At 70.6% G+C, this 21,833-nt stretch carries 25 protein-coding genes, 1 tRNA gene and 1 pseudogene; 16 read left to right on the top strand and 11 right to left on the bottom strand.

Annotation, left to right across the window (positions count from 1 at the left end; translation table 11 throughout):
- Both AWZ10_RS08045 and AWZ10_RS08040 read left to right on the top strand, forming a co-directional pair.
- Window positions 1-476, top strand: a 476-nt coding sequence (locus AWZ10_RS08045; protein WP_167365927.1) for an SEL1-like repeat protein, incomplete at its 5' end; no start/stop codon positions are given.
- Window positions 477-712: 236 nt separating this feature from the next.
- A tRNA-Met gene (locus AWZ10_RS08040) sits at window positions 713-786 on the top strand.
- Between the two features lie 141 nt (window positions 787-927).
- On the opposite strand, the gene AWZ10_RS08035 is transcribed toward AWZ10_RS08040, so the two are convergent.
- From AWZ10_RS08035 to hisN, 3 genes are all read right to left on the bottom strand, one after another.
- The gene (locus tag AWZ10_RS08035; RefSeq protein WP_046706261.1) at window positions 928-1,344 is read right to left on the bottom strand and encodes a Fur family transcriptional regulator; all 417 of its coding nucleotides are present in this window, start codon (window positions 1,342-1,344) and stop codon (window positions 928-930) included.
- 251 nt (window positions 1,345-1,595) lie between these two features.
- Entirely contained in the window at window positions 1,596-1,988 is a 393-nt protein-coding gene (locus AWZ10_RS08030) for a CBS domain-containing protein (protein ID WP_060890755.1), read from the bottom strand.
- Window positions 1,989-2,221: 233 nt separating this feature from the next.
- On the bottom strand, window positions 2,222-3,022 hold the full coding sequence (gene hisN / locus AWZ10_RS08025) for a histidinol-phosphatase (protein WP_037695072.1): 801 nt from the start codon (window positions 3,020-3,022) through the stop codon (window positions 2,222-2,224).
- 392 nt (window positions 3,023-3,414) lie between these two features.
- On the opposite strand from hisN, the gene AWZ10_RS08020 reads away from it, so the two are divergent.
- On the top strand, window positions 3,415-4,038 hold the full coding sequence (locus AWZ10_RS08020) for a TetR/AcrR family transcriptional regulator (RefSeq protein WP_046703925.1): 624 nt from the start codon (window positions 3,415-3,417) through the stop codon (window positions 4,036-4,038).
- A 42-nt stretch (window positions 4,039-4,080) separates the two neighbouring features.
- Here AWZ10_RS08020 and AWZ10_RS08015 read toward each other — a convergent pair whose 3' ends face one another.
- The 4 genes from AWZ10_RS08015 to AWZ10_RS08000 all read right to left on the bottom strand — a co-directional run bounded on the left by AWZ10_RS08015 (window position 4,081) and on the right by AWZ10_RS08000 (window position 7,765).
- A complete protein-coding gene (locus tag AWZ10_RS08015; RefSeq protein WP_037695074.1) occupies window positions 4,081-4,404 on the bottom strand; it encodes a DMT family transporter in 324 nt (107 codons plus the stop codon).
- A gap of 119 nt (window positions 4,405-4,523) precedes the next feature.
- Window positions 4,524-5,537, bottom strand: a complete 1,014-nt coding sequence (gene rsgA, locus AWZ10_RS08010) for a ribosome small subunit-dependent GTPase A (protein WP_046703922.1) — start codon at window positions 5,535-5,537, stop codon at window positions 4,524-4,526.
- A gap of 16 nt (window positions 5,538-5,553) precedes the next feature.
- Complete coding sequence (aroA, locus tag AWZ10_RS08005) at window positions 5,554-6,885, bottom strand: 3-phosphoshikimate 1-carboxyvinyltransferase (protein ID WP_046703921.1); 1,332 nt, start codon at window positions 6,883-6,885, stop codon at window positions 5,554-5,556.
- Window positions 6,886-7,042: 157 nt separating this feature from the next.
- Window positions 7,043-7,765, bottom strand: a complete 723-nt coding sequence (locus AWZ10_RS08000) for a M50 family metallopeptidase (RefSeq protein ID WP_046703920.1) — start codon at window positions 7,763-7,765, stop codon at window positions 7,043-7,045.
- A gap of 106 nt (window positions 7,766-7,871) precedes the next feature.
- On the opposite strand from AWZ10_RS08000, the gene AWZ10_RS07995 reads away from it, so the two are divergent.
- From AWZ10_RS07995 to rsrA, 4 genes are all read left to right on the top strand, one after another.
- Window positions 7,872-8,687 carry an SOS response-associated peptidase gene (locus AWZ10_RS07995; RefSeq protein ID WP_078935262.1) on the top strand — a complete coding sequence of 272 codons (816 nt, stop codon included), beginning with the start codon at window positions 7,872-7,874 and terminating at the stop codon, window positions 8,685-8,687.
- Window positions 8,688-8,724: 37 nt separating this feature from the next.
- Window positions 8,725-9,351, top strand: a complete 627-nt coding sequence (locus AWZ10_RS07990; protein ID WP_046703924.1) for an alpha/beta hydrolase family protein — start codon at window positions 8,725-8,727, stop codon at window positions 9,349-9,351.
- A gap of 269 nt (window positions 9,352-9,620) precedes the next feature.
- Window positions 9,621-10,292 (top strand): RNA polymerase sigma factor SigR, encoded by a 672-nt coding sequence (sigR, locus tag AWZ10_RS07985; protein WP_046703918.1) that lies wholly within the window; start codon window positions 9,621-9,623, stop codon window positions 10,290-10,292.
- A complete protein-coding gene (gene rsrA, locus AWZ10_RS07980) occupies window positions 10,289-10,600 on the top strand; it encodes a mycothiol system anti-sigma-R factor (protein WP_037695085.1) in 312 nt (103 codons plus the stop codon). The genes sigR and rsrA overlap by 4 nt, the downstream gene beginning before the upstream one ends.
- An 82-nt stretch (window positions 10,601-10,682) precedes the next feature.
- Here rsrA and AWZ10_RS07975 read toward each other — a convergent pair whose 3' ends face one another.
- Window positions 10,683-11,048, bottom strand: coding sequence for a hypothetical protein (locus tag AWZ10_RS07975; protein WP_037695087.1), 366 nt, complete (start codon window positions 11,046-11,048; stop codon window positions 10,683-10,685).
- 187 nt (window positions 11,049-11,235) lie between these two features.
- Here AWZ10_RS07975 and AWZ10_RS07970 point away from each other — a divergent pair, with 187 nt between their 5' ends.
- The 7 genes and pseudogenes from AWZ10_RS07970 to def all read left to right on the top strand — a co-directional run bounded on the left by AWZ10_RS07970 (window position 11,236) and on the right by def (window position 16,253).
- Complete coding sequence (locus AWZ10_RS07970; RefSeq protein WP_046703923.1) at window positions 11,236-11,577, top strand: hypothetical protein; 342 nt, start codon at window positions 11,236-11,238, stop codon at window positions 11,575-11,577.
- A complete protein-coding gene (locus tag AWZ10_RS07965; RefSeq protein ID WP_060890754.1) occupies window positions 11,574-12,413 on the top strand; it encodes a DUF4388 domain-containing protein in 840 nt (279 codons plus the stop codon). Before AWZ10_RS07970 ends, AWZ10_RS07965 begins: the two co-directional genes overlap by 4 nt.
- On the top strand, window positions 12,410-12,895 hold the full coding sequence (locus AWZ10_RS51415) for a hypothetical protein (RefSeq protein WP_159058231.1): 486 nt from the start codon (window positions 12,410-12,412) through the stop codon (window positions 12,893-12,895). The genes AWZ10_RS07965 and AWZ10_RS51415 overlap by 4 nt, the downstream gene beginning before the upstream one ends.
- Window positions 12,896-13,114: 219 nt before the next feature.
- A complete protein-coding gene (locus AWZ10_RS07960; RefSeq protein WP_046707264.1) occupies window positions 13,115-13,504 on the top strand; it encodes a roadblock/LC7 domain-containing protein in 390 nt (129 codons plus the stop codon).
- 255 nt (window positions 13,505-13,759) lie between these two features.
- Window positions 13,760-14,312 (top strand): annotated as a pseudogene (locus AWZ10_RS53535) (metal-dependent phosphohydrolase); the annotation flags it as partial.
- A gap of 129 nt (window positions 14,313-14,441) precedes the next feature.
- Window positions 14,442-15,449 (top strand): tetratricopeptide repeat protein, encoded by a 1,008-nt coding sequence (locus tag AWZ10_RS07955; RefSeq protein ID WP_046707265.1) that lies wholly within the window; start codon window positions 14,442-14,444, stop codon window positions 15,447-15,449.
- 153 nt (window positions 15,450-15,602) lie between these two features.
- Entirely contained in the window at window positions 15,603-16,253 is a 651-nt protein-coding gene (gene def / locus AWZ10_RS07950) for a peptide deformylase (RefSeq protein ID WP_037695097.1), read from the top strand.
- A gap of 18 nt (window positions 16,254-16,271) precedes the next feature.
- Here def and AWZ10_RS07945 read toward each other — a convergent pair whose 3' ends face one another.
- Window positions 16,272-17,234 carry a GlxA family transcriptional regulator gene (locus AWZ10_RS07945; RefSeq protein WP_046707266.1) on the bottom strand — a complete coding sequence of 321 codons (963 nt, stop codon included), beginning with the start codon at window positions 17,232-17,234 and terminating at the stop codon, window positions 16,272-16,274.
- 93 nt (window positions 17,235-17,327) lie between these two features.
- On the opposite strand from AWZ10_RS07945, the gene AWZ10_RS52270 reads away from it, so the two are divergent.
- Both AWZ10_RS52270 and AWZ10_RS07940 read left to right on the top strand, forming a co-directional pair.
- Window positions 17,328-17,498: a hypothetical protein gene (locus tag AWZ10_RS52270; RefSeq protein WP_162948290.1), complete on the top strand. Its 171-nt coding sequence runs from the start codon at window positions 17,328-17,330 to the stop codon at window positions 17,496-17,498.
- Between the two features lie 64 nt (window positions 17,499-17,562).
- Window positions 17,563-18,360: a hypothetical protein gene (locus AWZ10_RS07940; RefSeq protein ID WP_208618463.1), complete on the top strand. Its 798-nt coding sequence runs from the start codon at window positions 17,563-17,565 to the stop codon at window positions 18,358-18,360.
- 19 nt (window positions 18,361-18,379) lie between these two features.
- On the opposite strand, the gene AWZ10_RS07935 is transcribed toward AWZ10_RS07940, so the two are convergent.
- The gene (locus AWZ10_RS07935; protein ID WP_046707269.1) at window positions 18,380-19,390 is read right to left on the bottom strand and encodes a ribonucleotide-diphosphate reductase subunit beta; all 1,011 of its coding nucleotides are present in this window, start codon (window positions 19,388-19,390) and stop codon (window positions 18,380-18,382) included.
- The gene (locus AWZ10_RS07930; RefSeq protein ID WP_060890752.1) at window positions 19,390-21,816 is read right to left on the bottom strand and encodes a ribonucleoside-diphosphate reductase subunit alpha; all 2,427 of its coding nucleotides are present in this window, start codon (window positions 21,814-21,816) and stop codon (window positions 19,390-19,392) included. Before AWZ10_RS07930 ends, AWZ10_RS07935 begins: the two co-directional genes overlap by 1 nt.
- Between the last annotated feature and the right edge of the window lie 17 nt (window positions 21,817-21,833).

The raw sequence follows: 21,833 nt of genomic DNA, 5'->3' as shown, positions 1-21,833 counted from the left end.
CGTACCGGCTGGCCGCGGTGCTCGACGCGCGTCGGCCGCCCGCGCCCGCGCACGAACTGGGTGAGCCGGTACGGGAGAAGAACGAGTGCGAGGAGTGGTACGAGAGGGCCGCGTCGCAGGGGCATCGGCGGGCGCAGGTACGGGTCGGGATGCTGGCCGCGGGGCGGGGGGACGTCGCGGAGGCGGCGCGGTGGTACCGGGTCGCGGCGGAGTCCGGGTCGCGCAACGGGGCGTTCAATCTGGGGCTCCTGCTCGCCCGCGAGGGGAGTGAGCCGGAGGCCGCGTTGTGGTGGGCTCGGGCCGCCGACGCGGGGCATGGGCGGGCGGCTTTGCGACTTGCCCTCGTCTACGCGCGTCGGGGTGAGCTGGTGGAGGGGAAGCGGTGGGCCGACCGGGCCGTTGCGCTCGGGCCGGCGGAGGTCGTGGAGCGGGCCGCGCGGTTGCGGGATGCGTTGCGGGACGAGATGTCGGCGTAGCCGTTCTCGGCCGGGGCGGTTGTGAGGGCCGGTGGCGTGACGGTGCCCGGGGGCGGTGCTGGGCGGGGGCAGGTGTCGCTCACCGGCGCTCGCCGGGTGCCGCCGCGCCCTCCCGTGCCGCCCCTGGCGACACGACTGCCCGCACCGTGACAGCCGGGCGCGCGCCTGCCGCGGCCGGGTCGCTCTCAAGGGATTTGCGCTGGTCGGTGGCCGTGACGTAGTGTTCAGTCTGTCGACGCGGGGTGGAGCAGCTCGGTAGCTCGCTGGGCTCATAACCCAGAGGTCGCAGGTTCAAATCCTGTCCCCGCTACTGAAGACCCAGGGCCCGGAACCGATCAGGTTCCGGGCCCTGGGTGTGTCGCTGTGGCGATGTATCGATCAGTTGTCATGGCGGGCAGAGAGAAGCCCCCGGCGGTTCCGCTGCCGGGGGCTCTGTCGTGTGCCGGTGAGGCTATGCCGTCGTGCAGGTCGGGCAGACACCTCGGTAGGTGACCTCCACGTCCGAGACGGTGAAGCCGAAGCGCTCGGAGGAGGGCAGGTCGGCGAGAGGGTTCCCGGTGGGGTGGACGTCCCGGATCGTGCCGCACCGGGCGCAGACCAGGTGGTGGTGCGGGCGGTGCGCGTTGGGGTCGTACCGCTTGGCCCGCTTGTCCGTGGCGACCTCGAGCACCTCGCCGAGGACGACCAGCTCACCCAGGGTGTTGTAGACGGTCGCCCGGGAGATCTCGGGCAGCTTGGCGACAGCGCGTGTGTGCACCTCGTCGGCCGTCAGATGGACGTGTTCGCCGTCGAGGACCTCCGCCACGACGCGCCGCTGCGCGGTCATGCGCCATCCGCGTCCGCGCAGCCGCTCCAGAAGGTCACTCATACCGGTCAGCGTAACAGCATGAGAGAACAGATCCCGAACAGGTGTGACTTTAGAAGATTGATTGACTTGGATTTAGTCCAATATAGGATCGGGTGCGATCGGTAGAGACTGTCGATCGGTCAAGGCTTCGGCAAGCGCCTGGAGGCCGCCGTCCAGGCTCTGTGCGGCTGGCCGGGGTTGGACCGCTTGTCGTTGAGGACGGGCCGGGATCTCGTTGGAGGTTCCCGGCCCGTTCGTGCGTTCGGGGTCGGCTAGGCCGTCGCGTGCTGTCGGGCCGGGGTCCAGCAGCGGATGATGTCGCGGACCGAGACGATGCCTATGGGGGCGCCCTGGTCGAGGACGATCAGGTGGCGGAAGCCGCCGTGGGTCATGGCGCGGGCCGCTTCCTCCAAGGTCCAGGACGGCGTGGCGAACACGACGTCGGTGGTGGTGTGGGCGTGGGCCCGCTCGGCGTCGGGGCTCTGGCCCAGGCCGACGGAGTTGAGGACGTCGCGTTCGGTCAGTATCCCGAGTCCGCCGGCGTCCGGGTCGAGGACCACGGCCGCGCCGATCCGGCGGGCCGACATCAGGGCGGCGGCCTGCCGGAGGGTGTGATCGGGGCCGATGGTCAGGACCACTGTGCTCATGGCGTCGCGGACGAGCATGGAGTTCAGCCACCTCCTAGGGAATCCCGGCGAACGGATAGTTCAGGGATTCACAAGTTCACAAGTGGGGGGACTCTCAATGTGGCAGGTAAAGCGGAGGTCAACAAGGGGGCGTGCGTGGCCAGTTCGGGGCGCCCCGGGATCACTTCGGGGTCCCGTACGCATCCGAAGGAGGCGGGAGGTGACGGGAGGAGGGGTGACGGGAGGAGGCGGAAGGGGGACGGCGTGGCCGGTCAGTAGCGCTGGTTCAGGTACCCCAGCAACTCGTCGTGGAGCAGGCCGTTCGAGGCCGCCGCGTTGCCGCTGTGCGGGCCGGGGCGGCCGTCGAGACCGGTGAAACTGCCGCCCGACTCGGTGACGATGATCGCGTTGGCGGCCATGTCCCAGAGCGAGAGCTCGGGTTCGGCGCAGATGTCCAAGGAACCCTCGGCGACCATCATGTACGGCCAGAAGTCGCCGTACGCGCGCGTGCGCCACACCTCGCGGGTCAGGTCCAGGAAGCCGTTGAGGCTGCCGCGCTCCTCCCAGCCGCTGAGGGAGGAGTACGCGAAGGAGGCGTCCGACAGCTCGGCGACACCGGAGACGCGCAGGCGGGAGGCCGAACTGAGGCTGCGGCCGGTGAAGGCGCCGTGACCCTTCGCGGCCCACCAGCGGCGGCCCAGGGCAGGGGCGGAGACGACACCGACGACGGGCTGGTAGCCGCCCTCGGCCGCCTCCATCAGGGAGATCAGGGTGGCCCAGACGGGAACGCCCCGCACGTAGTTCTTGGTGCCGTCGATCGGGTCGACGACCCAGCGGCGGGGGCCGGTGCCGGCGAGGCCGAACTCCTCACCGAGGATCGCGTCCCGGGGGCGGGCGCGCTGGAGTTGGCCGCGAATGAGTTCCTCGGCCGCCTTGTCGGCCTCGCTCACCGGGGTCATGTCCGGCTTCGTCTCGACCTTGAGGTCGAGGGCCTTGAAGCGGGCCATGGTGGTCGCGTCGGCGGCGTCCGCGAGGACGTGGGCGAAGCGGAGGTCGTCGAGGTAGTCGGCCATGTGGCGAACGGTATCTGTCGAGGTCGGTACGGGGCTACAGGGGGCCGGAGGTCGGTTGGGGGTGCCGGGGACGGGGCGGGGATCGATGGGCACCCGGCGGCTTCGGCCGGGCGGGGTGGGTTTCGCTCACCGGCGCTTGCCGGGTGCCGCCGAGCCCACCCGTGCCGCCCCAGCGGCACGATTGCCCGCAGTCGAGTACGGGCACACGAGGTGTGTCGCGTCGCGTCGCTGCGTGGCGTTAAGGCCGGGGCGGCCGGGCAGGGTGGGGTCGGAGTACGCCGCGCACGTTGGCTGATGTGCGCCCCTGAGAGCCGCCGCGAACCCTTGACAGTGACTTGATGCGCGTCAAATCTGAGGGCCAGAGCCGCCCGCTCGCTTTTAGGGAGGCGATGATGCCTGCAGCGCGGGAATCCTTGTTGGACGCCGCTTACACGGCGCTGGTGCGCCGGCCGTGGTCCGCCGTGCGCATGGTGGACGTGGCGGCGGTGGCCGGAGTGTCACGTCAGACGCTGTACAACGAGTTCGGCAGCAAGGAGGGGCTCGCCAGGGCCCTGGTCCGGAGGGCGGCGGACGGCTATCTGGCGGGCGTCGACCGGGCGCTGGCCACCCCCGCGGACACCCGGGACCGGCTGGCGGCGACCGCCGAGTGGACCGTGGCGGCATCCCGGAACAACGCACTTGTTCGGGCCATGCTCACCGGCTGCTGGAGCGAGCGTCTGCCCTCGCCGACGCTCTCGGCGGTGCCCTCGTCCTCCGCGGTGCCCGCGCAGCGCCGCGCGGACGGACCGTTGCCCGCGCCCGCCGACTTCGTGGCCCTGGTACGCGAACGGGCCGTCGCCGTCCTGTCCGCGCCCGGCACCCCGAAGTCGGACACGGTGGAACTGGCCCGTTCCTGCGAACTCACCGTGCGGCTCGCCCTGTCCTGCGTGGCGGCACCCCCGAGTGAGGGCGGAGTCACGGATCTCGTGCGGACCGCGCTGCCCCGCCAGCCCAACCGTTCCCTCAACCACCTGTAGGCGACAGACGACATCTGTAGCCGGAGCGGGAACTCGCGCGAACTAGTGCGCCGAACCCGACAGTTGCAGTCCCACGACCCCCACGATCACCAGGCTGATCGAGACGATCTTCAGGATCGACACGATGTCGCCGAGGAAGATCATCCCGTAGATCGCGGTGCCGGCCGCGCCGATGCCCGTCCAGACGGCGTAGGCGGGGCCGACGTCGAGCTTCTTCAGGGAGAGGGTCAGCAGGCCGAAGCTGCCGAGCGCGAAGACGCAGAAGGCGACCGTGGGCCAGAGTCTGGTGAATCCGTGCGAGAGCTTCAGGCAGACGGCGAATCCGGTCTCAAGAAGCCCCGCCACGACAACCAGCAGCCACGCCATGTCTCGTCCTCCCGTGTCCCCACGTTCCGTGACCGCTTCGTGTGCTCTCGTCTGGTCGGGCTCCGACTCGGTGCGATTATGCACTTACCGGGTGGGAGGGGGCGCAAACAACGCGGAGGTCAGTCGCCTTCCCGTCGTTCGCGCGTCGAGAGGAGCCGACGCAGGGAGTAGAGCCGGGCCGGGTCCGCGTGCCCGTCCGCCACCCACTGGTCCAGCGCGCAGTCCTGTTCGTCGTGACTGCACGCACGCGGACAGCCTTCCGTGCCCGGCACCAGGTCCGGGAAGGCGTTGATGACCCGGGACGGGTCGACGTGGGCCAGCCCGAACGACCGTACGCCCGGGGTGTCCACCACCCAGCCGCCGTCCGAGTCCGCCAGGGGCAGGGCCAGCGCGGAGGTCGTGGTGTGCCGGCCGCGGCCCGTCACCGCGTTCACATGGCCCGTCGTACGGCGGCGGTCCTCGGGGACGAGGGCGTTCACCAAGGTCGTCTTGCCCACGCCGGAATGGCCGACGAACGCCGTGACCTTGCCGGCGAGGTGACCGCGTACGCGGTCGGCGGCGCCGCCCGTCTCCAGTTCCTCGCGGCTCGTCACGACGTACGGGATGTCGATGTCGCCGTAGAGCTCCAGGAGCTTGTCGGGGGAGGCCAGATCCGACTTCGTGAGCACGAGGAGGGGAGACAGGCCGGCGGCGTACGCCGCCACCAGGCAGCGGTCGATCAGCCGGGGACGCGGTTCCGGGTCGGCGAGGGCCGTGACGATGGCGAGCTGGTCGGCGTTGGCGACGACGACGCGCTCGTACGGGTCGTCGTCATCGGCCGTGCGCCGCAGCACCGACGTACGGTCGGCGATGCGGACGATCCGGGCGAGGGTGTCCTTCTTGCCGGAGAGGTCGCCGACGAGGGCGACGGTGTCGCCGACGACCGCGGCCTTGCGGCCCAGTTCGCGGGCCTTCATCGCGAAGACCACGCGGTCCTCGACGAGACAGGTCAGGCGGCCCCGGTCGACGGTGAGGACCATGCCCTCGGCGGCGTCCTCGTGCTTCGGACGGATGTGCGTACGGGGACGGTTGCCCTTGCGGTTCGGGCGGCTGGGGATGTCGTCCTCGTCGGTGTGCTTGCCGTAACGGCGCATGATCCCGGTCCGCCCGTCAGTTCTTCCCGAGCATCCCGGCCCACAGTTCGGGGAAGTCCGGCAGGGTCTTGGCCGTCGTCGCCACGTTCTCGATCCGCACGCCCTCCACGGCCAGGCCGATGATCGCACCGGCCGTGGCCATGCGGTGGTCGTCGTACGTGTGGAAGACACCGCCGTGCAGGGGGCGGGGGCGGATGTGGAGGCCGTCGGCGGTCTCGGTGACGTCGCCGCCGAGTTCGTTGATCTCCTTGGTGAGCGCGGCCAGGCGGTCCGTCTCGTGGAGGCGGAGGTGGGCGACGCCGCGCAGGGTCGAGGGGGAGTCGGCGAGGGCGGCGACCGCCGCGATGCCCGGGGTCAGCTCGCCGACCTCGCCCAGGTCCACGTCGATGCCGTGGATCGAACCCGAACCGCTGAACACCAGGCCGTACTCGGTCAGTTCGCAGGTGCCGCCCATCTCCGTGAAGATCTCGCGGAGTTGGTCACCGGGCTGGGTGGTGCGCGTGGGCCAGTCGGGGATGACGACCTTGCCGCCGGTCACCAGGGCCGCCGCCAGGAACGGCTGGGCGTTGGACAGGTCCGGCTCGATCGTCAGGTCGCGGCCGAGGAGCGCGCCCGGCGTGACCCGCCAGACGTTCGGCTCGCCGCCCGACTCCGGGGTGTCCACCTGCGCGCCGACCGAGCGCAGCATGTCGACGGTCATCCGGATGTGCGGCATGGAGGGCAGCGTCGAGCCGATGTGACGGACCTCGACGCCCTGGTTGAAGCGGGGGGCGGACAGCAGCAGCGCCGACACGAACTGTGAGGACGAGGACGCGTCGATCGTCACCGCGCCACCGTCCAGCGCGCCGCTGCCGTGGACCGTCAGCGGCAGGGCGCCCCGGCCGTCGTCGTCGATCCGGGCGCCCAGGACGCGCAGGGCGTCGATCACGCCGTTCAGGGGACGCTCGTACGACCGGGGGTCTCCGTCGAAGCGGATGGGGCCGTCGGCGAGGGCGGCCACCGGGGGCAGGAAGCGCATGACCGTGCCCGCGTTGCCGACGTCCACCGTGGTCGGGCCGTGCAGGCCGGTGGGCAGGACGCGCCAGGCCTCTCCGGAGCCGCCCGCGACGGATGAGCTGGACGAGACGGTCTCCTCGATGCCGACGCCCATCGCGCGCAGCGCGGCCGCCATCAGGAGGGTGTCGCGGGAGCGCAGGGGGCGGCGCAGCCAGCCGGGCTCGCTCGCGAGGGCGGCGAGGACGAGGGCGCGGTTGGTGACCGACTTGGACCCCGGGACGTGGACCGTCGCGTCGACGGCTCCGCTCGCGTGGGGGGCGGGCCAGAGGGCGGGCTGTGCGTTCAGGGCCATGGGGCCCACTTTAGTGGGGGTTCGCATCGCCGGGTTCAGCCGGTTGACGTGCGTCGCCTGTCGGGTTCGGTGTCGTCGTGGCTGGTCGCGCAGTTTCCCGCGCCCCTTACGGGGCGCACCTCGGGCGGGGTCGAAAAGTTCGGGCATCAAAGAGTTTTCACAGGCCCAGCAGCCAGCGGCCACCGCCGAGCAGTGCGCAGACCGACACCACGTGGAACATCACGAGCCATACCGTCGCCGGCACGTGGGTCAGGCGGGACAGCTGGTCCGCGTCCGAGTCGCCGGCGCCTCCCCGGCGGCGCTTCGCCTGGAGTTCGAACGCCGGGCGTACGCCCCCCAGCAGCAGGAACCAGACCACCGCGTAGGCGAAGGCGGCCTGGACCTGGGGGCCCGCCAGCCAGGAGACGACCACGAAGGTGCCGCCGGTGAGGACGACCGTCAGGGCGCCGTAGGCGTTGCGGATCATGACCAGCATGGCGATCAGCAGGATCGTGGCGAGCCAGAGGAGGAGGGTGATGCGGCCGGAGCCGAGGAGGGCGGCGCCGCCGAGGCCGAGGAGCGGGGGAGCGGTGTAGCCGGCTGCGGCGGTGAGGATCATGCCGAGGCCGGTGGGTTTGCCGCGGCTGACCGTGAGGCCGCTGGTGTCGGAGTGCAGCCGGATGCCGGTCAGGGTGCGACCGGTGAGCAGCGCGATCAGACCGTGGCCGCCCTCGTGCGCGATGGTGATGGCGTTGCGCGAGAGCCGCCAGACGCCGTGCGGGACGATCGCCGCGAGCGCGGCGACGGCGGTGGCTATGACGACCCAGAGGTCGGGGTCCGGCTGAGTGCCGAAGACCTCGTCCCACAGGCTCGCCAGCGAGGTGGCTGCGGTGCTTTCCATGTTCTGCGGTGACTCCTCGGGGTCGCGATCGACAGGGGCCGGCGCGGAGCGCCGTCGTCGGGGGAGTGGTGGTCGGGTGACGGGTGGGCCTGGCAGTGTGGCACTTATGTGCGGACGGTATGCGTCGAGTCGTAGGCCCGAGGATCTCGCAGGAGTCTTTGAGATCGAGAAGTGGGAGCCGGAGGAGACCCTGGAGCCGGATTACAACGTGGCTCCCACCAAGGAGGTCTACGCGGTTCTCGACCGCCCTTTGAAGGACGCAGACGACAAGAGACCGGTTCGCCAGCTGCGGAAGCTGAAGTGGGGTCTGGTCCCGTCCTGGTCCAAGAGCCCCGAGGGCGCCGCCCGGATGATCAACGCCCGTGCGGAGACCGTGCACGAGAAGCCGTCGTTCCGCCGTGCCTTCGCCACCCGGCGCTGCATCCTGCCCGCCGACGGCTACTTCGAGTGGGTCACCGGTACGGGCGAGCGGGAGCTGGAGGTCGAGGGGAAGAAGAAGCGACCGCGCAAGCAGCCGTACTTCGTGCTCCCGGCCGACGGGTCGGTCTTCGCGATGGCCGGGCTGTACGAGTTCTGGCGGGACAGGACGCTGCCGGACGATCATCCGCTGGCCTGGTGGGCGACCTGCTCGGTGATCACGACGGAGGCCGAGACGTCTCCGCTGGCTGTGGCCCCGCAGGACGGTCCGCACGCGCTGGCCGAGATCCACCCCCGGATGCCCCTGATGCTCACGCCCGACCGCTGGGACGGATGGCTCGATCCGGCCCGTACGGACCTGGACGACCTGCGTGGTCTGCTCGCACCGCCGCCCGTCGGGCTGATGCGTGCCTACCCCGTCTCCACGGCCGTCAGCAACGTCCGCAACAACGGCCCGGAGCTGCTGAAGGAGCTGGAGGGGCCCGAGGAGGGCACACTCTTCTGACGTGAGCGACAACAAGGCAGGGGACGAGAGCAGGGCAGTGGGAGAAGAGGTCGACACCGAGGCCGGTACGGCCCGTGTCACCTGGAGCGAAGCCGAGCGGCCGAAAATCGTCCTCGCCGTCGGTCATGGCGCGGGCGGTGGGATCGAGGCGCGGGATCTGCGGGCCCTCGCCGCCGCGCTCCCGGCGCACGGCGTGACCGTCGCCCTGGTGGAGCAGCCGTGGCGGGTGGCCGGAAAGAAGCTCGCGCCCGCACCGAGGACGCTGGATCTGGGCTGGCGGGGGCTGTGGCCCGCGCTGGCGAAGCCGGGGCTGCCGGTGATCGCGGGCGGGCGGAGCGCCGGGGCCCGGGTGGCCTGCCGTACGGCGACGGAGCTGGGCGCGGCGGCCGTACTGGCGCTGAGCTTTCCGCTGCACCCGCCGGGCAAGCCGGAGAAGTCACGGGCCGACGAGCTGCTCGGGGCCGGGGTGCCCACGCTCGTCGTCCAGGGCGGTAACGATCCGTTCGGGAGGCCGGAGGAGTTCCCGGAGGGCTCGTACGGGCTCGTGGAGGTGCCGTACGGCGATCACGGGTTCGCCGTACCGAAGCGGGCGCCCCTCGGGCAGGAGGAGGCGCTGAGAGTGCTCACCGACGGTGTCGTGGAGTGGATCGCGTCACTCGGATGACGGGCCGGGCGATGGCTGGGAATGCTGAGCGGCGGGCCTCTGTTGTGCGGATCAGACAGCGCGAAAGACCGTGCTGACCCGTCGTAGGAGAGGAAGTCCGCCGCATGGGTTCGACCTATTGCCCGAGCCGCAGCAGCCGCGCCGACCTGGACTGGACGGTGCTGCACGTGGCCAAGAGCGGCCCCGTTCGGGCGGCGGCGGGCATGGATCGTCGTCTATCCTCCGATTCTGGTGGTACCGATTTCGGTACCGCACAGACGCTGGAGGAGGTGGGTCCGGTCACTGGGACCGACGCAGGGACCGAACGGGGCCAGGCGGAGCAGCCCGAGGGCACCGAGACCGCAGCGGAGCGCAGCGCCCGTTTCGAGCGGGACGCTCTGGAATTCCTCGACCAGATGTACTCGGCCGCGCTGCGCATGACGCGCAATCCGGCCGACGCCGAGGACCTGGTGCAGGAGACGTACGCGAAGGCGTACGCGTCCTTCCACCAGTTCCGTGAGGGCACCAACCTGAAGGCCTGGCTGTACCGCATCCTCACGAACACCTTCATCAACTCGTACCGCAAGAAGCAGCGCGAGCCCCAGCGCTCCGCGGCCGAGGAGATCGAGGACTGGCAGCTGGCGCGCGCCGAGTCGCACATGTCGACCGGGCTGCGTTCCGCCGAGTCGCAGGCGCTCGATCACCTGCCCGACTCGGACGTGAAGTCAGCGCTGCAGGCGATCCCCGAGGAGTTCCGCATCGCCGTCTATCTCGCCGATGTCGAGGGCTTTGCGTACAAGGAGATCGCCGACATCATGGGGACACCCATCGGTACGGTGATGTCCCGGCTGCACCGGGGCCGCCGTCAACTGCGCGGCATGCTCGAGGACTACGCCCGTGACCGTGGGCTTGTCCCGGCCGGTGCCGGAGAGTCGAACGAAGTGAAAGGCTCGGGCTCATGAGCTGCGGAGAGCCGCATGAGACGGATTGCAGCGAAATCCTCGATCATCTCTACGAGTTCCTCGACCGGGAGATGCCCGACTCCGACTGCACCAAGTTCGAGCACCACTTCGAGGAGTGCTCGCCCTGCCTGGAGAAGTACGGGCTCGAACAGGCCGTCAAGAAGCTGGTCAAGCGGTGCTGCGGGCAGGACGACGTCCCCACCGACCTGCGTGCCAAGGTGATGGGCCGGATCGATCTGATCCGGTCGGGACAGACCGTGCCCGAGCACGATGTGACGGCCTCGCCGGCCGCACCGCAGGAGACCTGATCACTGAGCCCGTTCCGGGAGCGGCCGTTTCGCCGTTCATGGAACGGGCTCAGTCGTCGAGTCGTCGTGGGGTGGAACGGGCTCAGACCTCCAGGCCGTTCTCGATGCGCTTCAGGCCGTGCCGGGCCAGTGCCAGGTTGCTGCGGCCGCGGTCCAGCGCCAGGTAGAGGAAGAGCGAGCCCTTGCTGCTGGTCAGCGGGCGGATCAGGTGGTACTGCCGGCCCAGCGTGATCAGGATGTCCTCGATCACGTCGTTCATGTCCAGCGAGGCGAGCGTGCGCATCTTGGAGCGCACCACCTCGGTGTTTCCGGCCGCCGCGAGTTCCAGGTCGAGATGCTGCCCGCCGCCGAGGGTGCCGAGCGACATACCGCTCTCGTAGTCGACCAGCGCGACACCGATCGCACCGTCGAGGGTCATGGCTTCCTTGAGCGCGGTCTCGATGTTCATATTGCTGCCCCAATTCCTCAGTGCTGCTGACCGGTCACTGTCCGGCCAACTACGATCGAACGCGAGTGACCCGCTGGTCACAAACATCAACTTTTTTGTGTGTTACGGAAGTTGGCGTTCAAAATACTGTGCGGCGCGTGCACGTGGAGGGCGAATGGGGGAACGGGTGACAGCGCTCCAGGCCTCCCTGAACCGGCTTCTCGACTCTCCCGGCGTCACCGGTGTCGCCCTTGTCGACGCGGTCACGGGTCTCACCTACGCCGCGGCGGGTGACGACACCCAGGCGGGGACGGGGGCGGAGTGCTCCGATCTCGCCACCCTCATCTCCGAGCGGCTCGGCGCGGCGGGGGCCGAGGGGGAGTTGGAAAGCGTGGTCATGACCAGCCGCAGACGCCATCAGGTGCTGCTCTCCGTGGACCGGTCGGCCGGCGACCCGCTGCTGCTGGCGGCCGGTCTCGACCGCGACCGGTCCAACGTGGCCCTGGCGCTGCGCAGCCTCGGCGACCGGGCCCGAGAGGTGCTGGCGTGAAGACTCCCTCGGCGCGCAACGTACCCGCGCTTCTGCAGGCACTGCACCAGGAGGGCCACACCGGCACGGTGCGAGTCTCCGGTGCCCCTGGTGGCACGATTCACCTGCGGGACGGCCTGATCGGCGCGATCGAGACACCGGGCGCGCCGACCGCGACGTCCACGCTCCTCGCCTCGGGCCGGATCGACGACGACGCCTGGCTGGCGGCCTCCGCGGCCGAACCCGACGCCGACCGGCTCGACCTGCACCTGGCGGCCGCCGGTCTGATCGGCGCCGCCGAACTGGAGGTCGTCTGCACGGCGGCCGTGTTCGACGGGGCCTTCGCGATGGCGCTCAGCCCGCCCGGCGGCTGGGAGCTGACCGCACGGCAGCCCACCCTCCTCGCCCGGCCGGGCGTCGAGCCGCGACCGCTGGCCGAGGAGACCACTCGCCGCATGGCGCTGCTGACCCGGCTGTGGGGCCCCGCGGGCGAACTGGCCCGCGCCCGGCCCGAACCGGTCTCCGGCCACGCCACCCCGGAACACGACGGCCGGCTGACCCGACGCCACCGCGACCTCGTCGAGAGCGTCAACGGCCGCCGCACCCCGCGTGACATCGCCTTCGCCCGGGGGCGCGGCCTCTACGCGGTGATGCTGGACCTCATCCGACTGGAGTCGCTCCAGGCCGTCCGATGGGAGACCAGGACCGAGCCCGACAGCCGGCCCAGCACCGCGCCCCGGATCCCACAGGGGCACCCGGTATCCGACGAGCCGTCACCGAGAGCCGGTCCCCTGCCCAGACGCAGGCCCGGTGGAGGCTCTCCCAGCGGAGACCTCGGAGCGAAGGACGGGCAGTGAGCCCCGACAAAGACCCGGCCCGCAAGCGCCGCATACGCAGCAAGGCCGCCCGCCTCCGACGGCGTTCGGCCCCGAGGACAGCCGCGGACGACCAGCCGGTCCCACCCGCCGAAACCCCACCGCCCGCCGCGCCCGTCCCCACGGCCGCACCACCGCCGCCGTCCACCGAGGCCGGTGGCACGACGGCCGACCAACCACCTTCCGCTCCGTCCGGCGCCGCTGCCGCACCACGGCCGTCGCGCGCCGAGCCCGGTGGCGCTGAAGCGGGACCGCCGCCGTTACCCGTCCGGGGCGCCGCAAGGGTTCCCGCGAAGGCCGGGAACGACACGCCGGACAACCCGGCCGTGCCGCCCCCCTTCCCGCCCCTGTCCCTGCTGTCGGCCGAGGAACTGCTCGCCGACCAACCCTCCCTCGAAATGCTGCGGCGTGTCCGCCGCGGGCTGCGGGCTCTTCCCGAGTCCGACCGGCACCTCTCCGACTAAGGGGGGTGCGGTGAAAGTCCGCACAGCACCTGCGGCACCCGGCACGTACCTTCGCCGCACCGGCCAGGGGCCACGAGTAGCCCAGCTACGAGGGCCTCCGTCCGGCACACCGAGGCCACCCACCGGACACCGCGGGCACCGCACAGGACTCTCACGCCACCCCCTGCCGCTCGGACCGCACACCCCACCGCAGACGTCTGGACCAAGGAGCACGTGCCCATGACCACACACGCATCGACCGAATCGCTGACCGGCATCCTGGCCTCGCTGCGTGACCGGGTGATGGGCGTCACCGAGAGCGTCCTGTCCACCGTGGACGGGCTTCTCGTCGTCGCCGACGTCGACAAGGTCCACGCCGAGTCCGTCGCCGCGCTGGCCGCCGCCACCCTCGGCGTCAGCCGCCGCATGGCCGACCAGTCCGGCGTCGGCGCGCTCCGCGAGGTCGTCGTCCGGTGCGGTGCCGGGCACGTCATCGTCATCGCCGTCGGCGAGCGCACCCTCCTGACGGTCATGGGCGACGACGGCCTCGACTTCGCCGCCTTCCAGAGAGAGTCCCCGGCGACCGTGGAGCAGCTCAACAAGGTGCTCGCGGCGGACGTGGCGCACTGAGCCGAGCGGTGTCGACGGTTTCGTGGACCGCCGGTGCGGTGCCGGCCGTCGGATCTCGTCGCCCGTGCGGTTCGTTTGTGGGAGGACGGCCTCCGTGGCCGCTTTCGGAAGGGCCGTCGTGGGAACGTCACCAGGCCGGAGAGCCGCTTCGCCGGCACGGCGGCTCACTCGAAAGAGCTAATCCGGCCATGCTGGCTTCATGGGTTCACCCGTAGGCGGCCCCTCCCACGCCCTTGGGGCAGTGGGGGAGGGTTACGGCAGTACGCGGCCGTGCGGACCACCTACCGGCAGAGCAGCGTCTCGCCCGCCCGGCCACGGAGATCGCCGGGTACACCCCGGCCGGGCACGCCCGGCGCGCGGCCGCGCTCAGTCGTGAGGTGGGGCGTGAGCTGGGGCTCGGCGAGCCGGAGCCCACCGTCCCGAGCACGCGGTGCCGATGCACGGCATCGGTCGGCCGAGCCTCCTCGACCCCGTGCCGGCCGGGCCACCGCCGGGCTCCGGGCGGCCGAACAGCGCCTGATCGCGCGGCCGGGCGGCGCGGTCGTACGGCAGACCGGGGGTGGACGCCGAGGTCGCGGCGGTGGTGGAGCGGCAGGCGGATCCGTACCGTGAGCAGTCTGGCGGCGCGCAGATCGCACGGGCTGTGCACGCATACGAGGAGAAGGTCCGGGAAGCAGGGCCCGGTGGGACGCTCAGGGCGCTGGCGGAACTGCGGCCGGGGACGGCACGGGACTGTCGCCCGGAGGTGGCGGAATCGCGCGCGAGGGTACTGTCGGGAGACTGTCTGACCCTGCCCACTGTGGGGTAACCCATGGGTAATGAGCGGCCCTCCACGCGGTCGTGGTTGGATGCGAGGGAGAGAGGGTGTACCGGGGGCGACGGCCAGCCCACTCCGACGGAACTGGCAGGCGGGAACCGTAACTGGCAGGCGGGAATCGTGAGGATCTTCGGCAAGGGACGGCATCGGCCCTCCGCCTCTTGGCGGCAGGCGACCGATCGTGCGTTCACGCTGATCGGCGACGGTCGGTACGAGGACGCGGGCGCGCTGCTGACACGTGCCGCGGACCTGGAGCCGTGGCTGTCCGAGTCCTGGTTCAACCTCGCCCTGCTGCACAAGTTCCGGCACGACTGGGAGCAGGCGCGGGCGGCGGGGCTCAGGGCCGTAGCACTACTGGACCGGGAGACCGGGGCGCCCGACTGGTGGAACGTGGGCATCGCCGCGACCGCCCTGCAGGACTGGCCGCTGGCCCGCCGGGCCTGGCAGGCGTACGGGCTGCGGGTGCCCGGCGGTGCTTCCCGGCCGAGGCCCGGGAGCGGCCCCGGCGACAACGGGGAGCCGGTGGGCATGGACCTCGGCAGCGCGGCCGTACGGCTCTCGCCGGAGGGTGAGGCCGAGGTCGTGTGGGGGCGGCGGCTCGACCCCGCCCGGATCGAGGTCCTCTCCATCCCGCTGCCGTCGTCCGGACGGCGCTGGGGCGAGGTCGTCCTGCACGACGGGGTACCGCACGGGGAGCGGACCACGGCCGTCGGGCACGCCTATCCGGTGTTCGACGAGATCGAGCTGTGGGCGCCTTCTCCTGTGCCGACGTGGGTGGTGCTGCTGGAGGCCGCGACCGAGGCGGACCGGGACGCGCTGGAGCGGCTCGCGGCGGACGCCGGGTTCGCGGCGGAGGACTGGTCGTCGTCGGTGCGGTTGTTGTGCCGGCTGTGTTCCGAGTCGCGGATGCCGTCCGACGAGGGGGACGGTGAGCATCTCGATCCGCACGATCACAGTGAGCCGGGGCATCCCGGGCCGCTGGGGCATGTGACGGACGGGCAGTTGTGGGCGCCGGAGCGGGAGTGCGGGATCGCCGCGCCGGCTTCGCTGGTCCGGGGGTTGCTGGACGGGTGGGTCGCGGACAGCCCGGATTCCCGTGACTGGCGGGATCTGGAAGAGGTCTGTTAGGCGTCGTCCGGGTGCGTGCCCTACGTGGCTGGTCGCGCGGTTCCCCGCGCCCCTCACGGGGCGCTACCTGACAGGGGCCCCTCGACCCGCGCGATCCCCGTACCCTGTATCAGCATCACAACCCCCTGTTTTCTAGGAAGGCGTACGTCTGTCATGGCCCAGCAGGACACCGATCAGCAGCACGTGGGCGTGCTCCCCGTCGATGACGAGGGGTTCGTCGTCGACACGGAGGACTGCGAGGAGCGCGAGCAGGCGTACCGGGAGCGCGGCACGTCGCTGCCGATCACCGTGGTCGGGAACCCGGTGCTGCACAAGGAGTGCAAGGACGTCACGGAGTTCGGCGACGAGCTGGCGAAGCTGGTGGACGACATGTTCGCCAGCCAGCGCACGGCGGAGGGCGTGGGCCTGGCCGCGAACCAGGTCGGCGTCGATCTGAAGGTGTTCGTGTACGACTGCCCGGACGACGAGGGCAAGCGGCACACCGGTGTGATCTGCAACCCCAAGCTGGTCGAACTGCCCGCCGAGACGCGCCGGTTGGACGACAGCAACGAGGGCTGCCTGTCGGTGCCGACCGCGTACATGCCGCTCGCCCGCCCCGACTACGCCGAGGTCACCGGGCAGGACGAGAAGGGCAACCCGATCAAGGTGCGCGGCACCGGCTACTTCGCACGCTGCCTGCAGCACGAGACCGACCACCTGTACGGCTACCTGTACATCGACCGGCTCTCCAAGCGTGACCGCAAGGACGCGCTGCGGCAGATGGCGGAAAGCGAGCCCCGGTACCCCGTGGTCGCGAACGACTGAGCCGCGCCGGCCCTGCCCTCAGGCGGCTTCCGGGCCCCGGAAGGTCCGGCGGTAGGCCTGCGGGGTCGTGCCCAGTGACCGTACGAACTGATGGCGCAGGGCGGCGGCGGTGCCGAAGCCGGTGCGCCAGGCGATGGCGTCCACCGTCTCGTCCGTCGCCTCCAGCAACCGCTGGGCCAGCAGCACCCGTTGGCGCAGGATCCAGCGGTACGGCGTGGTCCCGGTCTCCTGCTGGAAGCGGCGGGCGAACGTGCGCGGGGACATGTGCGCGCGGGCGGCGAGCTGCTCGACGGTGACCTCCTCGTCGAGGTGCTGCTCCATCCACACGAGCACCTCTCCGACCGTGTCGCACTGCGAGCGGGGCAGCGGTCGCTCGATGTACTGCGCCTGGCCGCCGTCGCGGTGCGGCGGCACCACCATCCGCCGGGCGATCTTGTTGGCGACCTCGGGTCCCTGTTCCTTGCGGACGATGTGCAGGCAGGCGTCGATTCCGGCGGCCGTGCCCGCCGAGGTGATCACCGGATCCGCGTCCACGTACAGCACGTCCGGTTCGACCACCGCCCGCGGGTACTGTCGGGTCAGCTCCTCGGCGTGCCGCCAGTGCACCGTGCACGACCGCCCGTCCAACAGGCCGGCCGCGCCGAGCACGAACACTCCCGAGCACACGCTCAGCACCCGGGCGCCCCGGTCGGCGGCCCGGCGCAGCGCGTCCAGCAGCTCGGCCGGGTAGATCCGCCGCACATAGCTCTCGCCCGCCGGTACGACGACCAGGTCGGCCTCTTCGAGCCGGTCCAGGCCGTACGGCGTGGAGATCGTGAACCCGGCGTGGGTCCGCAGGGTCGGCCCCTCCGCCGACGCGACCGCGAAGTCGTACACGGGCAGGCCCTCGTCGCTGCGGTCGAGGCCGAAGACCTCGCAGACGACACCCAGTTCGAAGGGATGCACGCCCTCCATGAGGACGGTGGCCACGTTTTTCAGCATGCTGCCAGTGTGCCTCGGATGTGGCAGTAATTCGAGGGGGTGCGGCAGTCCTGCCACTGTTTGTCAGGAGTGTTCGGCGCGACAGTGGTGTCCATGGATACGACACAGCTGCAAGGACTCATCGGAACCCTGGCCGTCCTCGGACTGCTCGCCCTGGTCGCGCTGCCGGCGATCGTCGGCGTCGTGCACGACTGGCGCGTGGACCGTCAGCTCAGGCGGGCGGAGGAGCGGCGGACGTCGCATGGCATCGCCCGCGCCGCCTGATCGCATATCTGTACGACAGCGGTCGACTCCCTGTGTAGCCTCTCCTCGACCCAAGGGGAGGATCATGAGACACAGAACGCGCCCCGCACACGGCCGGACCCTGGCCGTGGCGGGCGGGGCGGCGGCCCTGGTGCTGCTGGCGGCGACAGGGGCCCACGCGGAGGGCCGGGGAGACGTCCGCGTCACCAAGACGGTCGTCAACGGTGGCGGAAACGTGATCATCGGGACATCGAAGACCATCAGGTTCCCGGTCGCCGTCACCGTCAAGGACAACTCGGGCGCCAGGAAGATCACGGATCTCAGCACGTTCAACAGGTCCAACGGCTATGGCTTCATGACCTGGGACGGCGACTCGTCCTGCGCCAGGAAGAGCTCGACGACCTCGGTGTGCACGGGCACCATGACGGTCGATCCCGGCTGGATCGCCGACAGCGACGACATCGATTCCAATCGCGTCGCCGGTGTCTGGCAGGTCAACGCCACCGTCAAGGCCAACGACGGCGACTACTGGATCTCCGACAACATCGCCCGGTACAAGGTCAAGCGTGCCTCGAACCTCACGACGGTCATCAAGCCCGAGAAGGTCGCCAAGGGCACGAAGATCACCGTCGCCGGCCGTCTGGCCCGGGCCGACTGGGAGACCCTCAAGTACCACGGGTTCACCGGGCAGTCGGTTCAGCTCCAGTTCAGGAAGAACGGCGCCGCCCGCTACACCACCGTCAAGACGGTGAAGACGGGCAGCGCCGGGAAGATCGGCACCAAGGTCACCGCCACGGCGGCGGGCAGCTGGCGCTGGTACTTCCCCGGCACGACGACGACCGCGAGGGTCACGTCGGCCGGGGACGCGGTCACACTCAAGTGACCTCGGTGCCCGGAAGTCCCTAGAACTCCTCGTCCAGGTCGACGGTGCCCTCCACCGCGACCTGGTACGCGGACGGGCGCCGCTCGAAGAAGTTGGTCAGCTCCTGGACGCCCTGCAGCTCCATGAAGGAGAACGGGTTCTCCGAGCCGTAGAGCGGCGCGAAGCCCAGGCGTGTCAGGCGCTGGTCGGCGACGCATTCCAGGTACTGCCGCATCGACTCGGTGTTCATGCCCGGGAGGCCTTCACCGCACAGGTCGCGCCCGAACTGCAGCTCGGCCTCGACGGCCTCCTTCAGCATGTCCGTGACCTGCTGCTGAAGCTGGTCGTCGAAGAGCTCCGGCTCCTCCTTGCGCACGGTGTCCACCACCTCGAAGGCGAAGGACATGTGCATCGTCTCGTCACGGAACACCCAGTTGGTGCCGGTCGCCAGACCGTGCAGCAGACCCCGGCTGCGGAACCAGTAGACGTACGCGAAGGCGCCGTAGAAGAACAGGCCCTCGATGCACGCGGCGAAGCAGATCAGGTTCAGCAGGAAGCGGCGGCGGTCGGCCTTGGTCTCCAGCCGGTCCAGCTTCTCGACCGAGTCCATCCACTTGAAGCAGAACCCGGCCTTTTCCCGGATGGACGGGATGTTCTCGACGGCGTCGAAGGCCGCCGCCCTGTCCGCCGGGTCGGGGAGATAGGTGTCGAGCAGTGTCAGATAGAACTGGACGTGCACGGCCTCCTCGAACAGCTGCCTGCTCAGGTACAGGCGCGCCTCGGGGGAGTTGATGTGCTTGTACAGCGTCAGCACGAGGTTGTTCGCCACGATGGAGTCGCCCGTCGCGAAGAACGCGACCAGCCGGCCGATCATGTGCTGCTCACCCTCGGACAGCTTCGCCAGGTCGGCGACGTCCGAGTGGAGGTCGACCTCCTCGACGGTCCAGGTGTTCTTGATCGCGTCCCGGTAGCGCTCGTAGAAGTCCGGGTAGCGCATGGGACGGAGAGTCAGCTCGAAGCCGGGGTCGAGGAGATTCTGGTTGCTGGGCATTACTGGCAGGCCTCGCAGGACTCGGGGTTTTCCAGGGAGCAGGCGACGGCATCCGGGTCGGCCGCCTGCTGGAGGGGGATGGTCTTCTCGGGCTGTGCCGGGGCCTGCGCCTGGGCCTGGCCCTGGGCGGCGCGGGCGATGCGGGTCGCCGGGCGGGAGCGCAGGTAGTACGTGGTCTTCAGCCCCGACTTCCAGGCGTACGCGTACATCGAGGAGAGCTTGCCGATGGTCGGCGTCTCCAGGAACAGGTTGAGCGACTGAGACTGGTCCAGATACGGGGTGCGGGCGGCGGCCATGTCGATGATCCCGCGCTGCGGGATCTCCCAGGCCGTGCGGTAGAGGTCCCGTACGTCGGCCGGGATCCACGCGAAGTCCTGCACCGAGCCGTTCGAGTCGCGCAGCGCCTCACGGGTGCGGGCGTCCCAGACGCCCAGCTCCTTGAGGTCCTTCACCAGATACGAGTTGACCTGGAGGAACTCGCCGGACAGCGTCTCGCGCTTGAACAGGTTGGACACCTGCGGCTCGATGCATTCGTACACACCGGCGATCGAGGCGATGGTGGCCGTCGGCGCGATGGCCAGGAGCAGGGAGTTGCGCATGCCCGTCGTCGCGACGCGCTCGCGCAGCGCCGCCCAGCGCTCCGGCCAGGTGGACTCGACGCCGTAGTGGTCCGGGTGCAGCACACCACGGGCCGTGCGGGTCTTCTCCCAGGCCGGCAGCGGGCCGTTGCGCTCGGCGAGGTCGGCGGAGGCCTCGTACGCGGCGAGCATGATGCGCTCGGCGATCCGCGTGGACAGCGCCTTGGCCTCGGGGGAGTCGAAGGGCAGGCGCAGTTGGAAGAAGACGTCCTGCAGGCCCATCGCGCCGAGGCCGACCGGGCGCCACTTGGCGTTGGAGCGGCCGGCCTGCTCGGTCGGGTAGAAGTTGATGTCGACCACGCGGTCGAGGAAGGTGACGGCGGTGCGGACGGTCTCGTCCAGCCGCTGCCAGTCCATGTCGCCCGCCGCCCGGTCGACGAACGCGCCCAGGTTCACCGAGCCCAGGTTGCAGACCGCAGTCTCCCCGTCGTCCGTGACCTCCAGGATCTCCGTGCAGAGGTTGGACGAGTGGACGACATGACCCGGCTCCGCCGTCTGGTTGGCCGTGCGGTTGGCCGCGTCCTTGAAGGTCATCCAGCCGTTGCCGGTCTGCGCGAGGGTGCGCATCATGCGGCCGTACAGATCACGGGCCGGGATGGTCTTCTTCGCCAGGCCGCCCGCCTCCGCCTTGCGGTAGGCGGCCTCGAACTCCTCGCCCCACAGGTCGACCAGCTCGGGCACGTCGGCCGGGGAGAACAGTGACCACGGCTCGTCGGCGTTCACCCGGCGCATGAACTCGTCCGGGATCCAGTGCGCCAGGTTCAGGTTGTGCGTACGCCGGGCGTCCTCACCGGTGTTGTCGCGCAGCTCCAGGAACTCCTCGATGTCGGAGTGCCAGGTCTCCAGGTAGACCGCGGCCGCGCCCTTGCGCCGGCCGCCCTGGTTCACGGCGGCGACCGAGGCGTCCAGCGTCTTCAGGAACGGCACGATGCCGTTGGAGTGCCCGTTGGTGCCCCGGATCAGCGAACCGCGCGAGCGGATACGGGAGTACGACAGGCCGATGCCGCCGGCGTGCTTCGAGAGACGGGCCACCTGGTGGTAGCGGTCGTAGATGGAGTCCAGCTCGTCCAGCGGGGAGTCGAGGAGGTAGCAGGACGACATCTGGGGGTGGCGTGTACCGGAGTTGAAGAGCGTGGGGGAGGAGGGGAGATAGTCGAGGCGGCTCATGAGGCTGTAGAGCGCGGCGACTTCGTCCACGGCACGGGTGGTGTCGTCCTCGGCCAGACCGCTCGCCACGCGCAGCATGAAGTGCTGGGGCGTCTCGATGACCTTGCGGGTGAGGGGGTGCCGGAGCAGGTAGCGGCTGTGCAGGGTGCGCAGGCCGAAGTAGCCGAAGCGGTCGTCGCCGGCCGGGTCGACCAGGGCGTCCAGACGCCCGGCGTGGATGCGCGTGAACTCCGCCGTACGGTCGGCGACGAGGCCCTCCCGGTGGCCCACGGCGATGGACCCGGTGAAGGTCGTGACGCCCTGCGAGGCGGCCTCGGCACGGATGCCGATGGCCAGCAGACGGGCGGCCAGCTTCGAGTAGGCGGGGTCCTCGGAGATGAGGCCCGCGGCCGCCTCCGTGGCCAGCTCGCGCAGCTCCGCCTCGTCGGCCCTCGCGGACCGGCCGCGCAATGCGGCGGCGGCGACCCGGCCGGGGTCGGCGTCGGGGAGGTCGACGGTCAGCTCGGTCAGGGTCCGCAGCAACGCGGTACCGGGACCGTCGGTCTCCGTCGCCGGGGTGGCTGAAGCCAGGTGGGCTGAAGCCAGGTCGGCTGAAACCGGGTCGGCTGGCGCGATGGTCACGTGGGGGCTCTCCCTCG

This window comes from Streptomyces europaeiscabiei (assembly GCF_001550375.1).
Lineage (GTDB): Bacteria > Actinomycetota > Actinomycetes > Streptomycetales > Streptomycetaceae > Streptomyces > Streptomyces europaeiscabiei.
This window is presented reverse-complemented; position numbering and strand designations above follow the sequence as displayed.